At 65.8% G+C, this 13,098-nt stretch carries 11 protein-coding genes and 1 pseudogene; 5 read left to right on the top strand and 7 right to left on the bottom strand.

Going from position 1 to position 13,098, the window contains the following annotated elements; genetic code table 11:
• Positions 1-3 precede the first annotated feature (3 nt).
• Complete coding sequence (locus tag NLM31_RS21260) at positions 4-1,194, bottom strand: DUF5666 domain-containing protein (protein WP_254193536.1); 1,191 nt, start codon at positions 1,192-1,194, stop codon at positions 4-6.
• Entirely contained in the window at positions 1,194-2,093 is a 900-nt protein-coding gene (locus tag NLM31_RS21255; RefSeq protein ID WP_254193535.1) for a DUF6502 family protein, read from the bottom strand. Before NLM31_RS21255 ends, NLM31_RS21260 begins: the two co-directional genes overlap by 1 nt.
• A 126-nt stretch (positions 2,094-2,219) precedes the next feature.
• On the opposite strand from NLM31_RS21255, the gene NLM31_RS21250 reads away from it, so the two are divergent.
• From NLM31_RS21250 to NLM31_RS21230, 5 genes are read left to right on the top strand one after another with little or no spacing between them, the layout of a single operon-like run.
• Entirely contained in the window at positions 2,220-2,384 is a 165-nt protein-coding gene (locus NLM31_RS21250) for a hypothetical protein (RefSeq protein WP_254131203.1), read from the top strand.
• A gap of 7 nt (positions 2,385-2,391) precedes the next feature.
• Positions 2,392-4,320: a glycosyltransferase gene (locus NLM31_RS21245; protein ID WP_254193534.1), complete on the top strand. Its 1,929-nt coding sequence runs from the start codon at positions 2,392-2,394 to the stop codon at positions 4,318-4,320.
• 3 nt (positions 4,321-4,323) lie between these two features.
• Entirely contained in the window at positions 4,324-5,064 is a 741-nt protein-coding gene (locus tag NLM31_RS21240) for an ABC transporter ATP-binding protein (protein WP_254193533.1), read from the top strand.
• Positions 5,061-6,446 carry a glycosyltransferase family 1 protein gene (locus NLM31_RS21235; RefSeq protein WP_254193532.1) on the top strand — a complete coding sequence of 462 codons (1,386 nt, stop codon included), beginning with the start codon at positions 5,061-5,063 and terminating at the stop codon, positions 6,444-6,446. The genes NLM31_RS21240 and NLM31_RS21235 overlap by 4 nt, the downstream gene beginning before the upstream one ends.
• Positions 6,443-7,726: an O-antigen ligase gene (locus NLM31_RS21230; protein ID WP_254193531.1), complete on the top strand. Its 1,284-nt coding sequence runs from the start codon at positions 6,443-6,445 to the stop codon at positions 7,724-7,726. The genes NLM31_RS21235 and NLM31_RS21230 overlap by 4 nt, the downstream gene beginning before the upstream one ends.
• Before the next feature lie 63 nt (positions 7,727-7,789).
• On the opposite strand, the pseudogene NLM31_RS21225 reads toward NLM31_RS21230, so the two are convergent.
• From NLM31_RS21225 to prfB, 5 genes and pseudogenes are all read right to left on the bottom strand, one after another.
• Positions 7,790-9,026: pseudogene (locus tag NLM31_RS21225) on the bottom strand (ABC transporter substrate-binding protein).
• 109 nt (positions 9,027-9,135) lie between these two features.
• Positions 9,136-10,047 carry a DMT family transporter gene (locus NLM31_RS21220; RefSeq protein ID WP_254193530.1) on the bottom strand — a complete coding sequence of 304 codons (912 nt, stop codon included), beginning with the start codon at positions 10,045-10,047 and terminating at the stop codon, positions 9,136-9,138.
• Between the two features lie 71 nt (positions 10,048-10,118).
• Complete coding sequence (locus tag NLM31_RS43245; protein ID WP_254193529.1) at positions 10,119-10,988, bottom strand: DMT family transporter; 870 nt, start codon at positions 10,986-10,988, stop codon at positions 10,119-10,121.
• A 14-nt stretch (positions 10,989-11,002) separates the two neighbouring features.
• On the bottom strand, positions 11,003-11,884 hold the full coding sequence (locus NLM31_RS21210; RefSeq protein WP_254193528.1) for an NAD(P)-dependent oxidoreductase: 882 nt from the start codon (positions 11,882-11,884) through the stop codon (positions 11,003-11,005).
• A 2-nt stretch (positions 11,885-11,886) separates the two neighbouring features.
• Positions 11,887-13,018 (bottom strand): peptide chain release factor 2 gene (gene prfB / locus NLM31_RS21205; RefSeq protein WP_254131194.1). Its coding sequence is split into 2 segments (ribosomal slippage): positions 11,887-12,948 and positions 12,950-13,018, totalling 1,131 coding nucleotides; the frame shifts between segments, so codons are not numbered across the junction.
• Positions 13,019-13,098: the final 80 nt, after the last annotated feature.

Raw genomic sequence — 13,098 nt, 5'->3', positions numbered from 1 at the left:
TCCCTAGCGCCGACCGCCGCCGCCCATCCCGCCTCCGGGACTTCCGAAGCCGCCACCACCCATTCCGCCGCCGGGGCCCATCGGGCCTCCACCGGGCGTGCCAAAACCACCGGGGCCTGAGGGGCCGCCTGCTCCCGACGGCGCCGAGCCAGGATTGCCAGCGGGACCGGATCCAGGCGCAGTCGACCCACCGGGCGGGCTGTTACCCGGGCTCGGGGCGCCGCGATCCGGATGCATGATCGAACCGCCGGGCGACCGGCCGGGATTGTTGCCGCCCGGCTGAGGCGCGCCGGGTCCCGGGCCGATCGCTTGCGTCGACTCCACCTGAAGCCCGCGCGAGCGATCGAACACGCCATTGACCACCATGCGCGCTTCGCCCGCCGCCGGCCCGAAGCGTGAGCTGTCGCGGGCCACCAAGCCGGAGCCGAGTTGCAGGCTGGAGCCTGCGCGCTGCACATAGGCCTCGATCGAGAGCCGGCTCGCGCCGACAAGATCCGAGAAATCGTCGATGCGCGTGCGCGCGGCCTGCATCGCGCCCTGGCTCGCGCTGCCCTCGATCTGGACGCGCTGGCCGACCAGCAAGGGATCGACGCCGGCAAGCTTCAGCCCGCCAATATGCAACCCGTTGGGTCCGCGCTCGACCAGCCCCGTGACGCGTTCGGCTGCGTCCTTCCGCGGCTCGACCAGGCTTGCGACGATCACGCCGTCGGTCCGGCGCAGGCCGTAGACGGCGACCTGCGTGCCGGTGCGAAGCTTGCTCTCCTTGCTGCCGGCGACGATCTTCTGACCCAACACCGTCAGCTCATTGCCCTTGACCTGCTCGATCGGCCCGGAGACCTCGCTCGCGATCGCGATGTTGCGGGTGACGAGCGTACCGTCGGCCTGCCGCGTCGCGACCACGCGGGCAAGCTGGCCGATGCGCAAGCTGCTCGGGCTCGCCGCCTCGCCATCGATACGCACCGGCACGTCGCTCGCATAGGTCACGCGCTCGCCATTGACGTAGATGCTGCCGAAACGCTGGATCACGCCGACGATGCCGGTGCCGCCGATGCCGTGATCGTCACCGCGCGTGATTCCGGTGCCGCCGATGCCCTGATCCGTGCCGCGCTTGACCTGCGCGCGCGCGATCGCCGTTCCGGCGAGCCAGAATCCGGTCAGCAGCAGTCGGCGGGAGATCAGCGGCGGCCGGCTCATCAGGAGCTGCCCTCCTTGCCGTTCTCCTTGCCACCGTCCTTGTTCGCGTCCTTGGCTTCGCCCTCCTCATCGGCGTCTTCGCTGTAGATGTAGATGCCGAAATTCCAGCGCGCGTCGCCGCCCTTGTCCTTGGCAAGCGCGCGATTGGCCTCGCGATTGGCGGTCTTCAGCGCATCCATCGCAAGCTCACGCGAGCGCGCCTCGAGACGCCTCGCAAGCTTCGGCGAGATGTTGTTGTAATGCACCGCGCGTTCGAGGAAGCGCGGCGCCGGCCCCGACACGTTCTCGGCAGCGGCTGCGATATGGTCGTGCAGATTGCGGCCGAGATAGTGCCATTTGCTGTCGTCCGCGCCACTCGGGACGAAAGCCGCCTCCACCAGCTCGATCTCGTCGGCCGCGTTGATGGTGACGAGCTGACGGTCGACCCATTCGTCGAGCACCGCGCGCGGGCGCACATCCTTGGTGACGGAGGCGACGAGCTGCTCGAAGGACGGCGCGTCGCCCTCGGCCGTGCGCGGCAATGCCAGTGGCTCGCCGCGCGCATCGGTGAATTCAGGCGCGGCGAGCCAGCGCGCGATCACCGCGCTCGTCAGCGACAGCGCCGCCGGCGTCTCATGCACCGGCGCGCCGGCGCCGCGCAGCCGCGCCACCTCCTTGCGGTGGATGCCGGTGAGCAGGCTGACGCGGCTGTCGGTCTGCTCTTTGCCCTCAAGCGCGAAATCATGCTCGGCGACGTTGACGAAGAGCTCGCGGAGCAGCTGCGCCAGGGCCGGAAAGGTCATGCCGCTGCGGATGCAGAGGCGCACGAGCGGGCGCAGCAGCCGCGCCAGCGGCGCGTGCAGCTTTGCGGCGGCATTCGGCTCTGGCGCCGCCGCTTTGGGCCCGGACTTGGCATTCATGTCTGAATTGTACCCGTGACATACGTGGGACACAATCCCACATTTTCCCATTTTGCGATTGACGTGGTAAATTTTCCCACATATACGAAACGCCACTGAGGGCGCGACGTAAAGGGACAGACACCCATGGCTGACCGCTTGGTCTGCAATTCCAGTTCACTGCGTGCCGTGCCGTTTCCCGAGCGGAGCCGTACGGCTGCAATCGAGCCGATCCTGCCGGCGTTGCTGCGCGGCGTGATCTTCATCTTGGTGCTATCCGCACCGTTCGTCGCAGCACTCCTCGCCGGCTGACACCACCATGCATCACACCAGCTCTCCCCCGCGCCGTCCGTCGGTGCTGCACATCTTCAAGATCTACTATCCCGACCTGTTCGGCGGCACGCTCACGGTGATCCGTGACATCTGCGCCAGCCTGAAGGACACCTTCGCCTCCGCCGTGCTGACCTGCTCGCAATCGGCCGACCAGCGCGAGATCGTCGTCAACGACGTGCCGGTCGAGCGCGTCCGCTCGTTCGGCAATGTGATGTCGCTACCGGCCGCGCCCGCCTATCCCTGGCGGCTGTGGCAGAAGATCGCCGAGCACGATCTGCTGGCGCTGCATGCGCCCTTCCCGCTCGCCGACCTCGTCTTCGCCCTCGGCTTCGGCCGCAACCGGCCGCTGGTGGTGCACTGGCACGCCGACATCGTCACCCATTCGGGCCTGCGCTGGCTCATCGAGCCGCTGATGCGACGGACGCTGCGCCGCGCCAAGGCGATCATCGTCTCCGACGGCGTTCTGATCGAAGAGACGCCGCTGCTGCGGGAATTCGAGGACAAGTGCCACGTCGTGCCGTTCGGCATCGACACCAGCGTCTATGACTGGCCGAAGATCGAGCCGCACCATGTCAACGATCGCGGCCGCCTCGTGCTCGCCTGCGGCCGTCTCGTGCCCTACAAGGGCTACGACGTGCTGATCCGCGCCGCCGTCAATCGCAAGTTCGAGGCCTGGATCATCGGCGAAGGCGCCGAGCGGCCCCGGCTCGAGCAGCTGATCAGCGAGCTTGGCGTCGGCGACCGCGTTCGCCTGCTCGGCTCCGTCACCGATTCCGAGCGCATCAAGCTGATGTGCCTCGCCGACGTCTTCGTGATGCCGTCCGTTACCAATGCCGAGACCTTCGGCCTCTCCCAGCTCGAAGCCATGGCCGCCGGCCGCCCCGTGGTGAACACGGCGCTCGACACCGCGGTGCCGCGCGTCGCCCGTCACGGCATGGAGGGAATCACGGTGCCGCCGGGCGACGCCGAGAAACTCGGTGAAGCCATCGACGCTCTGATCAGCGATCCCGAACGCCGCCGCCGCCTGGGGCTTTCGGCCCGGGCCCGCGCCGTCAGCCGCTATTCCGCCACCGCCTTCAAGGAAGGCATGGAATCCGTCTACCGCAACGCCGTCACCGCTCCCTCCAATGAGATCGTCCCCGTCGCCGAGGCGCCGCAGCCAACGGGCTGGCTCGATAGCCTGCGAATTGCAGCAGCGCTGGCCTGGTCCGACATGCGCCACCGCTATGTGCGCTCGCTGCTCGGTCCGTTCTGGATGTCGCTGCAGATGGCGATCGTGGTCGCGGTGCTCGGCTCGGTGATCGGCCAGATGTCGAACGCCGACATGCTGGCGCGGCTGCCGATGCTGGCCCTGTCGATGACGGCCTGGACCTTCCTCAACAGCGTGGTGCTCGATTCGACCACGGCGCTGCAGAACTCCGCGAGCCTGATCCGCGACCGGGCGCTGCCGCCGGTGATCTTCCTTCTGCAATGCACGTTCCGCCAGGGCCTGTTCGCCCTGCATAATGCCTGCGTCCCGCTCCTGCTCTGGCTGCTGCTCACGCCGCACGATCTCTCCGGCGCGCTCGCGGCGCTCCCGGGCCTGTCGCTGTTCGTGATCTGCACCTTCGGCCTGAGCCTCGTGCTCGGCGCGCTGGCGACGCGGTATCGCGACCTCAAGCCGATCATCGAATCGACGCTGATGCTCGCCTTTCTCGCTTCGCCCGTGATCTGGTCTTCGGACATCATCAATCACCGTTCGACCGTGATGCGGCTCAATCCGCTGACCCATCTGTTCGCGGTGTGGCGCGAGCCGCTTGTGGGCGGCCATGTCGATGCGACCAGCATCATCTATGTCCTGGTCGCATTGGCGCTGCTGCTCTGCGCGAGCGTGCTCACGCTGGTCCATTTGCGCAAAGCCGCTTTCTGGATCTGACCGATGGCCTCGATCAGCCTGCACGATGTCTGTCTCGATTATCCCCTCTACGGCGCCTACGACTTCTCACTGAAGCGGCGTCTGCTCGGCCACCTCATCCGCGAGAAGGGCGAGATGCGGATCATCCGTGCCGTCGACAACGTCACGATCGAGGCCGAGGCCGGCGCGCGCATCGGGCTTGCCGGTCCCAACGGCTCGGGCAAGTCGACGCTGCTGCGGCTGATCGCCGGGGTCTATCCGCCGAGCAGCGGGCGCGTCGCGGTCAAAGGCAATGTCGTGCCCCTGCTCGGCCTCAATGCCGGTGTGAACCTCGACTTCATCGCCGAGGACAACATCGCCCTGTTGCTGCGGATCAGCGGCCGCAAGCCGACCCGCGCCGTGATCGACGAGATCTGGGCCTTCACCGAGCTCGAAGAGCGCATGCAGCGGCTGCCGTTGCGGATGTTCTCCTCGGGCATGCTGATGCGCGTCCTGTTCGCGACCGCGACCGCCTTTCCGGCCGACATCCTCCTGCTCGACGAATGGCTGAGCGTGGTCGACGAGCACTTTGCCGAGAAGGCCGAGCAGCGGCTACAGAACCTGGTCTCGCAGGCCGCGATCGTCATCATCGCCTCGCACGACCAGCCGCTGCTGCGCCGCACCTGCACCAGCATCATCAACCTCGACCGCGGCCGTATCGCCTCGACCATCACGGTCGAGCCGCCGTCGCCCCTGTCTTTCGAGCTCCGCGAGAAACGCGCATGAAGCAGAACATCCTTGTCGTCTCCGAGGCGCTCGGCGAACCCAACCACAAGCGCGGCATCTTTCATTTCACCCGCGAATTGATGCGCTCGCTGGCCGCCGAGGGCCACGAGCTCACCCTGCTGGTCGAGACCACCCGGCGTTACCGCAAGCTGCGCCGGCGCGAGCGCCGCACGAGATTGTTCCCCACGCAATCGCGCAACATCGAGCTGCTCGCGCTCTATCGTTTTCTCGACGAGATCAACATGGCCGAGCCGCTGGCGCGCAACGGACTGCGGCGTACGCTCGACTGGCTGCGCCACAAGGTCACCATGTCGGTATCATGGGACTATACTCTCTGCTTCCTGCGCGCGATCGGCCTGCGCGGCCTGCACGCGCGGCTGATCGAGAACAAGACCTCGGCTCTCGAATATATCCCGCCGGATCTGCGTCACCTCGAACTGTTCCGCGACTTCCATCTCGAGCCCGGATTCTACAGCTATCAGGACTCCTCGGCCTTCTTGTTGCTGCCGCCGCCGCGGATCGACGCGCGCGATTATGACGTCATCGTCATCGACACGCCGACACGGGTCTCGGTGAAGCGCAGGCCGGATGCCAAGGTGATCTGCGTCGTGCACGATCTGCTGCCGCTCACCGATCTCAAGCTCAGCGACGTCGCAACGCGGCTTTTCCTGTCGCGGCTGCTCACCAGCCTGCGTCAGGCCGACGAGCTCGCCTTCGTTTCAAACTATAGCATGATGCGGTTCAGGGACCTGTTACCGCAATTTGCGCACCTGCCGGCGCGGGTCGTGTATCCCCGCACCCGGTTCGACGCCCCGGATGTCCTGCACCTCCCAGCCCCGTCGGGGCGTCCGGGGCGGCCGAGCTTTGTCGTTATCGTCTCGAACGAGCCGCGCAAGAACGTCGCGACCGTCATTCGCGCGTTCCGCAGCATCCCCCAGGCCGACCTGGTGGTGATCGGCCTGGCCGGCCAGATCAGCAAGATGCGCAATCTTCCGCCAAACATTCGTTTCGCCGGCTATGTCGACGAGCAGGAAAAGGCTGCCCTGATCGCGGAGGCGCACGGCCTGATCATGCCGAGTTTCGCCGAAGGCTTTGGCGTCCCGATCATCGAGTCGCTCGCTGCCAATACGCCCGTGCTCTGCTCCGACATCGCCGTGTTCCGCGAAGTCGCGGGCGAGCTGGCCGACTATTTCGATCCGTTCGCGACCGAGTCGATCGTGGCCTCCGTCACCCGCGTGCTGGCGCGGCAGGAAGAATGTCGTGGCCGAATCCGGGCGCGCCGCTCCGAGCTAGCCGAACGCTTCGGCTACCAGACCCAGGCCCGCGATTTCCTCGGGCAATATCTGGCCCCGGAACGCCCCGTCGCGGCGCAACGGGCATGACCGCCCAATCGGTGGCGTACGGGGGTCACGCCACTGCCCGCACCACGCGCGGCTCGGCTGCATGGACCCAGGCCGCCGATGGGCTCGCTGCATTGATCGCGGCGTCGCTGCCGTGGTCGACCACGGCACCTTCAATCTTCGTCGGTCTGTGGCTGCTCGCGGTGACGCCCACCATCGACTGGCGGGACTATGCCCGCAGGCTTGCGCAGCCTGCTTACGCCCTGCCCTTCATCATCCTGCTGCTCGCGCTTCTGGGGATGCTGTGGTCGGACGGCGCCTGGACCGACCGGCTGCACGCGTTCAAGCCGGTTGCAAAGCTCGTGCTGATTCCGCCGCTGCTTTATCATTTCAGCCGATCGGAGCGCGGCTTCCAGGTTTGCGCAGCCTTTCTCGCCTCCTGCGCGCTGCTTGCGATGTTCTCCTGGGTCGTGCTGCTCGATCCTGCCCTGAAGCTGACCGCGACGGCGTCGGCCGGTGTTCCCGTCAAGAACTACATCGACCAGAGCCAGGAGTTCACGTTGTGCGCCTTCGCGCTCGCGCTGCCGGCGCTGAGCTTCTGGCGCGGCGGAAGCATACTGGCGACGGCCGCGTGCCTTGCGCTGATCCTGCTGTTTTTGACCAACATGGTGTTCGTCGCCTCCGCCCGCACGGCACTGCTCTGTGTCGCGGTCCTGCTGGTGCTGTTCGCTTGGCGGCATCTGAGCCGGCGCGCGGCGTTGTGGCTGCTCACGGGCGCAGTGGCCACAAGCGCACTGGCCTGGGCAGCATCGCCCTATCTGCGCCAGCGCATTTCCGACATTGCCGTGGAATATCAGCACGGGCACGAGGACATCAGCCACGCCTCGACCGCGCAGCGCCTGACCTATTGGCGCAAATCGGTCGCCTCCTTCGCCGAGGCGCCGCTGTTCGGCCACGGCACCGGGGCGATCAAGCGCCAGTTCGAGCGCGCGGCCTCAGGCGAGAGCAGCCTTGATTCCGAGGTCGTCAGCAACCCGCACAACCAGACCCTGCACGTCGGGGTGCAGTGGGGACTGCTGGGCGTCATCCTGCTCTACGCCCTGTGGATCGCCCATCTGCGCCTGTTCACGGGCGAAGGTCTTGCCGCCTGGATCGGCCTCGTTATCGTCGTGCAAAACATCACGAGCTCGCTTCTCAACTCCCATCTCGCCGATTTTCACGAGGGCTGGATCTATGTGCTCGGCGTCGGCGTCACCGGCGGCATGGTCCTGAAGGCGAAAGCCAGAACTTCCGTTCCGTTCGAATCGGAACGGAAGTCCTGACGCGTTTTCCTGACGCGAACCGGTGCCCACTTCGCTGGAAAACGCTCCATTAGCCAGCCCCGACTACTGGCTGCGCTCGTGGCCGACCTCGCCGGTGATGACATCGCCGAACATCTCCCAGGCCTGCCCGTTGAAGCGCATCAGCTGCATCTGCTCGATCGGGAAATAGTCGTCGGCTGACGTGTTGACCATGATGCCGGGCAGCATCAGGTCGGTGTGGAAATTCTTCAGGCTTGCGGCCTGCTTCATGACGTTGTCGCGCGTGAGATTGTCGCCGCACTGCTTCAGGACCTGTAGCATCGCCTCGGCCTGCACGTAGCCGTAGACGTTGTTGGCATTGGCCTTGTCGCCGTCAGGATAGTACTTGTCCATGAATTCGCGCCATTTCACGACCGCGGGATCCTTTGTCCCAGGTCGGATCTGTCGGCTCCTTCAGATAGATGGTCGAGATGATGTCCTTGGAATAGTCGAGGCCGGCCGGCTTCAAGACCGAGGCGACCGAGGTCGCGGTGTTGGCCAGGAAGAATTTTGGCTTCCAGCCGAGCTCGCCGACCTTCCGGATCGCCTGCGCTGAACCCTTCGGCGCGGCCCATGAGAAGAAGATGTCGGCACCGGAATCATGCAAGGCGACGATCTGCGAGTCGATCGAGGGATCGCTGACCTCGTAGGATTTGTCCGCGATGATCATGCTGGCCTTGTCGCCGAGCCCGTCCTTCAGGCCCTTGAACTGGTCCTTGCCGGCGTCATCGTTCTGCCAGAACACGGCGATCTTGCCGTTCGGGAAGTTGTCGCGGATGTACTTTGCGTAGATCCGCCCCTCGCTCTGGTAATTCGGCTGAAAGCCCATGGTCCACGGAAAGTTCTTGGGATCGCCGAACTTGGTGCCGCCGGAGGCGACGAACAGCTGCGGCACCTTCTTGGCGTTCATGTATTTCATGATCGCCGAGTTCGAGGGCGTGCCGAGCGCCTGGAAGATCAGCAGCACCTCATCGCTCTCGACCAGCTTGCGCGCCTGCTCGATCGCCTTCGGCGGCGAATAGGCGTCGTCATAGCTGATGAAGTTGATCTTGCGGCCGTTGATGCCGCCCTGATCATTGATCATCCGAAAGAACGCGGCCTCGGTCTTGCCGATCACGCCATAGGACGAAGCCGGTCCACTGTAAGGCATGATGTTGCCGATCTTGATTTCGGTGTCGCTGGCGCCGGGATCGTATTTCTTCTGCGCCGAGGCCGGCGTCGTGACGAGCACTCCGGCAGCAAGCATGGCGAGGGCAGCAAGGTTTTCGCGACGACCCGGCATCGTTCTCTCCCCTATGTTTTGTCGTTCTTATTGTGAGGGAGTGTCGCAAGCAGCCTTGCCGCTGGCAAGCGGCAGGATTTTCCGCAACGTGAAACGCGGAGGCAGGAACTTATGCGACGCGCTGCAGCATCCTCAGCGCGCGTCCGTCGATCACGATCAACGCGCTGGCGATGACGATCGCACCGGCGATCTCGCGCGCGGAAATCGGCTCACCCAGCACCAGCCATCCCAGCAGGATCGCGGTCACGGGAATGAGCAGCGTCACCAGCATGACGTTGCTCGCGCCTGAGCGTCGTATGATCTGAAAGAACACGATGTAGGCGAGCGCTGTCGAGAGCGCGGCGAGACCGAGGACCGCAAGCCAGGTCAACACGCCCGGTATCGGCAGCCGCCACGGCTGCTCCGCCGCGCCGGCGACGACAGCCATCATCACCGTCGACGCCATCAGCTGAAACGTGGCCGTTCCCAGTGGTGGCGAGTCCTTCAGGAGCCGCCGCGCGGCGAGCGCCGCAAAGCCATAGCTGAGCGCGCCGCCGAGACAGAGGAGGATGCCAAGCCCCTGCGCCGTGCGCGTCTCGATGCCCCATCCGCGCAGGATGACCACGCCGGCGAGCCCAAGCGCTACGCCGGCGACCCGCCGCGCCTGCAATGCCTCTTCACCCGCGGCGGCCATCACCAGTACCGTGAACAGCGGCGTGGTGGCATTGAGGATGGAGGCGAGCCCGCTCGGAATGAAGGTCTGGCCGATCACGATCAGCGAGAACGGAATGACGTTGTTGAGCAAGCCGATCGCAAAGAACGGCTTCCAGCCCCTGACGCCCTTCGGGAAGTTGATCCCCTGCAAACGAAGCAGCGGGAGCAGCATGGCTGCGCCAAGCGCGACGCGCAGCAGCACGAGTGTCAGCGGCGGCAATTCCCGCAACGCCGCACCATTGAAGAAGAATGACCCGCCCCAGAGGATCGAGAGGACGGCGAGCAGCGACCAGTCTCGCGCATCGATCCTGATATCGTTCGGCAGCATGGGTTTCATCTCGGCGGTCGACCTAGTTCAAGCCAACGGATAATGCCACCCGATTCCCGACAAGACGCGGCTCACAAGCGCGAACGAGCGTCGCCCGCGATATCGGCGATCACCGCCCCGATCACCAGCGCCCCGCCAATGAGCGCATGCACGGCGGGGACCTCGCCAAACCCCACCCAGATCCAGAACGCCATCAATGGCGTCTCCAGCGTGGCGATCAGGGAGGCCTGCCCTGACGGCAGCAGGCGCGAGCCGAGCATGTAGAAGGTCAGGCCGAGCGCGACCTGGAGGCAGCCGAACATCGCGAGGATCGCGAGGCTGTGGCCGCCGACATGGGCGATATCGTGCGCGAATGGCAGGCTGACGAGGCTGCCGATGAAGTTCGACAGTGCTGCCGCCGCGACCATCGAGGTCTCCCTATGGCGCCGGACGACGACCGTCATGGCCGAGATCGCAAGCACCATCAGGCAGCTCAGGGCCACGCCGCCGATATCGGCGCCCGCCCTGATGCCGCCGACCGTGATGACGACGCCGGAAAAGGCGACGAGGCTCGCGATCAGGGTGCGCCACGTCGCGGATTCGCCAAGCCACAGCCATGCCAGTGCAGCCGCAACGAACGGCTGGGTCGCGATCAGCACCGCGACATTCATGACATCAGTCATCTGCAGCGCGGGGATGAACGAGATCATGCCGACAGCGGACAGCGAGGCGACGAGCGAGCCCCCGCGTCCCGGCACCACCAATTGCCGCAGCGCGCCCGGCCCCTGCATCAGGACGAGGAGCACCGTGATCAGGCTGCCGCCGAACAGGCCGCGCCAGAACAGGATGGTCCAGGGATCGAACGGCAGCAGTCGCGTGAAGAACGGCGCCGTGCTCCAGGCAATCGCCGCTGCGGCGACAAGGGCAATGCCGAGACCGCGCTCCGATCGAGGCTGCCCCACGTCGAAATTCCCAGTTAGGACGGCTTCTTCGGCCGCGACACCAGCTCGATCATCTTGCCCTCGTCGTCATCGGGCATCGCGGCCTTGGCTAGGGCGTATGCATCGACCGCGGCGCGCGAGACCAGCGGCGTGTCGGCCAGCAGGCTCTCGGCGAGTTTCACGGCGTAGGCGGCATCCTTGTGCCGCAGCGCTGCGGTGAACGTCGCGCCGCTGAAATCGCGGGCGACCATGCGCTTGGAGTGGCGCTGCACCTGCGGGCTGGCGGCGACGCCGGCCTGGATCGACTCCAGCACCAGATTCATGTCGAGCCCGGCCTGCTCGGCGATCGCGAGGCCCTCGGCAAGGCCAGCGATCTGGATCGCGCCCATGAGATTGTTGATGAGCTTGTAGACCGTGCCGGAGCCGACAGCACCGAAATGCCGGATGGTCGAGCCGATGGGTTCGAGGAACGGGCGGGCGCGCTCGAGGTCGGCCGCATCGGCGCCGGCCAGCAGCGTCAGCTTTCCGCTTGCTGCCGCATCCGGCAATCCCGTCACGGGGCAGTCGATATAGATCAGCCCGCGCGCATTGAGCTCGCGACCCATCTCGCGCGCATGGTCATAGGAAACGGTGGAGCACTCGATCGCTATGGTGCCGGCCTTCGCCGTCTTGGCTGCCCCGTTCGGTCCGAGCCAGACCGCGCGCGAGGCTTCGTCGTGGGCGACCATGGTCACCACGGCATCGGCGTCGATCGCGGCATCCTCGGGCGAGGTCGCCCAATGCGCACCACGCGCGATCAGGTCTTCCGCTTTTGCCTTGCTGCGATTCCACAGCGCCACCGTAAAGCCGGCATCGAGATAGCGACCGGCCATGCCATGGCCCATCCGCCCCAACCCGATGAAGGCAACACGGGGCATGATCAATCCACGTCCTCGATGTCAGCGCCGGTGGTCCCGAAGGCGCGCTGGGCAAGCGTCGCGGCCATGAAGTCGTCGAGCTCGCCGTTGAGGACGCCCGACGTGTCGGAGGTCTGCACGCCGGTGCGCAGGTCCTTCACCATCTGATAGGGCTGCAGCACATAGGAGCGGATCTGGTGACCCCAGCCGATATCGGTCTTGGCGGCCTGGTCGGCGGCGGCCTTCTCCTCGCGCTTCTTCAGCTCGATCTCGTACAGCCGCGCGCGCAGCATGTCCCAGGCCTGCGCCCGGTTCTTGTGCTGGGAGCGGCCGGCCTGGCAGACCACCGCGACGCCGGTCGGGATGTGCGTCAGGCGTACCGCGGATTCGGTCTTGTTGACGTGCTGACCGCCGGCGCCGCCCGACCGCATCGTGTCGGTGCGGACGTCGGATTCCTTGATGTCGATCTTGATGCTGTCGTCGATGACCGGAAACACCTGCACGCTCGAGAACGAGGTGTGCCGGCGCGCGTTGGAATCGAACGGCGAGATGCGGACAAGACGATGCACGCCCGCCTCGGTCTTCAGCCAGCCATAGGCGTTGTGGCCGGAGACCTGGATGGTCGCCGACTTGATGCCGGCCTCTTCGCCCTCGGACTCTTCGAGATACTCGACCTTGAAGCCGTGCGTTTCGGCCCAGCGCGTGTACATGCGCAAGAGCATCTGCGCCCAGTCCTGGCTCTCGGTGCCGCCGGCGCCGGCATGGACTTCGAGATAGGAATCGAAGCGATCGGCCTCGCCCGACAGCAGCGCCTCGAGCTCGCGCCGCGCCACTTCCTTCTTGAGGTTCTTGAGTGCGGCTTCGGCTTCGGCCACGACGCCGGCATCGCCCTCGGCCTCGCCGAGCTCGATCATGCCGATGTCGTCTTCGAGCTGCTGCTCGACCTTGCCGATGCCCGAGAGCGAGTCCTCAAGCGAGGTCCGCTCCTGCATCAGCTTCTGGGCTTTCTGGGGATCGTTCCAGAGGTTGGGATCTTCTGCGAGCTTGTTCAGCTCAGCGAGGCGCGCCGTCGATTTCTCGACGTCAAAGATGCCTCCTCAGCAGCCCGACTGACTGCTTGATCTCTTCTACCAACCGTTCGATTTCGGCGCGCATGTCGTTCTCTGGTCTCGCGGAGCTGGTCCGCGTTTGATTTGCAACGGGGATGTAACGGCGGCAGCGCCAAAGCGCAACCG

The organism is Bradyrhizobium sp. CCGUVB4N (genome assembly GCF_024199945.1).
GTDB lineage: Bacteria > Pseudomonadota > Alphaproteobacteria > Rhizobiales > Xanthobacteraceae > Bradyrhizobium.
This window is presented reverse-complemented; position numbering and strand designations above follow the sequence as displayed.

What these genes read in the sequence shown, in the direction of transcription:
- NLM31_RS21260 (WP_254193536.1), bottom strand. Translation starts at nt 1,194, where the DNA reads ATGAGCCGGCCGCCGCTGATCTCCCGCCGACTGCTGCTGACCGGATTC.
- NLM31_RS21255 (WP_254193535.1), bottom strand. Translation starts at nt 2,093, where the DNA reads ATGAATGCCAAGTCCGGGCCCAAAGCGGCGGCGCCAGAGCCGAATGCC.
- NLM31_RS21250 (WP_254131203.1), top strand. Translation starts at nt 2,220, where the DNA reads ATGGCTGACCGCTTGGTCTGCAATTCCAGTTCACTGCGTGCCGTGCCG.
- NLM31_RS21245 (WP_254193534.1), top strand. Translation starts at nt 2,392, where the DNA reads ATGCATCACACCAGCTCTCCCCCGCGCCGTCCGTCGGTGCTGCACATC.
- NLM31_RS21240 (WP_254193533.1), top strand. Translation starts at nt 4,324, where the DNA reads ATGGCCTCGATCAGCCTGCACGATGTCTGTCTCGATTATCCCCTCTAC.
- NLM31_RS21235 (WP_254193532.1), top strand. Translation starts at nt 5,061, where the DNA reads ATGAAGCAGAACATCCTTGTCGTCTCCGAGGCGCTCGGCGAACCCAAC.
- NLM31_RS21230 (WP_254193531.1), top strand. Translation starts at nt 6,443, where the DNA reads ATGACCGCCCAATCGGTGGCGTACGGGGGTCACGCCACTGCCCGCACC.
- NLM31_RS21220 (WP_254193530.1), bottom strand. Translation starts at nt 10,047, where the DNA reads ATGCTGCCGAACGATATCAGGATCGATGCGCGAGACTGGTCGCTGCTC.
- NLM31_RS21210 (WP_254193528.1), bottom strand. Translation starts at nt 11,884, where the DNA reads ATGCCCCGTGTTGCCTTCATCGGGTTGGGGCGGATGGGCCATGGCATG.